This window comes from Hyphomonas sp. (genome assembly GCF_013823385.1).
In the GTDB taxonomy this organism is placed as follows: Bacteria; Pseudomonadota; Alphaproteobacteria; order Caulobacterales; family Hyphomonadaceae; genus Hyphomonas.
Window position 1 is genome coordinate 1 of record NZ_PNMA01000149.1, and the last position, 1245, is coordinate 1245.

At 68.6% G+C, this 1245-nt stretch carries 1 protein-coding gene; it reads left to right on the top strand.

The features are described 5' to 3' along the window. A partial coding sequence (locus tag C0456_RS20630) for a ribokinase (protein ID WP_367179328.1) occupies positions 1-863 on the top strand: 863 nt, incomplete at its 5' end. Between the last annotated feature and the right edge of the window lie 382 nt (positions 864-1245).

A 1245-nucleotide genomic window follows, 5' to 3' on the forward strand; every position in this document is an offset into this window, starting at 1 on the left:
GACATTCTGAGGACGTCGCCATGATCACCGTCGTCGGCTCGGTCAATCTGGACTTTGTCGCCAGCGGCCGTCCCCTGCCCAGGCCCGGCGAAACCGTCACCGGCGCCCGCCTTGCCCGCCATCCCGGCGGCAAGGGCGCCAACCAGGCCCTCGCTGCAAGACGTCTGGGGGCGGACGTTCGCCTCGTCGCCGCCGTCGGCAATGACGATATGGCCGAAGAGGCCCTGAAACTGCTGCGCGCCGCCGGCGTAGATCTCTCCGCCACCCAGTATATCAATGGTGAAACCACCGGCGTCGCCCTGATTGCCGTCTCGCAGGAAGGCGAAAACCAGATCATCGTCTGCCCCGGCGCCAATGCGGCGCTTGATCCGGGCGATGTGGAAGGCGCCCGCATCGAACACATGATGGGCGTCCTCGAAGTGCCCTCCGCCACACTGCTCGCCGCCGCCGAGCGCGCCACCGGCTTTGTCGCGCTGAACCTCGCCCCGGCCATGCCCGTCCCGCCCGAGCTCATCGCCCGCGCAAACCTCCTGATCGTGAATGAAACCGAAGCCGCCTTCTATGGCGACGCCCTCCACGCCCCTGGCCGCTATGTCGCCATCTCTCTGGGCGCCGCCGGCGCAGAGCTCTGGCAGGATGGCCAGAAGATCGCCTCGGCCGCCCCGCCTCCGGTCACCGTGGTAGACACGACCGGCGCGGGCGACACCTTCAGCGCCGCCCTCACGGTCAGCCTCATCAAGGGCAAATCCCCCGAAGACGCCCTCACCTACGCCGTCGCCGCCGGTGCCCTGGCCTGCACCAAACCCGGCGCCCAACCCAGCCTGCCAAGGCGCGCCGAGGTCGAGGCGCTGCTGAAGGGGTAACTCTCCGCAGCCTCTCCCGGAGGGAGAGGGGTTGGGACTTCGCCGCAAGCGCAACGCTTAGCCCCTCTCCCGCGAAGTGGGAGAGGAGGGGCCCGTTGCGCAGCAATGGGAGGTGAGGGCCTGCAGCTGCGAGGATAAGCGCCGCCCTATCCAACACCTCCCCACCCCTCCCCCTTGTCATCCCGGCGAAAGCCGGGACCCAGCCTTCTCCCCTCCCAACCCCCGCTCACCCCCGCGCAGGCGGGGGTCTCGGGAGGGTGCGTGCTACCTTGCGAGATCCCCGCCCTCATCCTGAGCTTGCCGAAGGGCGCGGGGATGAGCGGAAAAATGAGGGCACCTTATCCGACCGGGTCCCTCCCTCGCGCAAACTCACACGCATCCT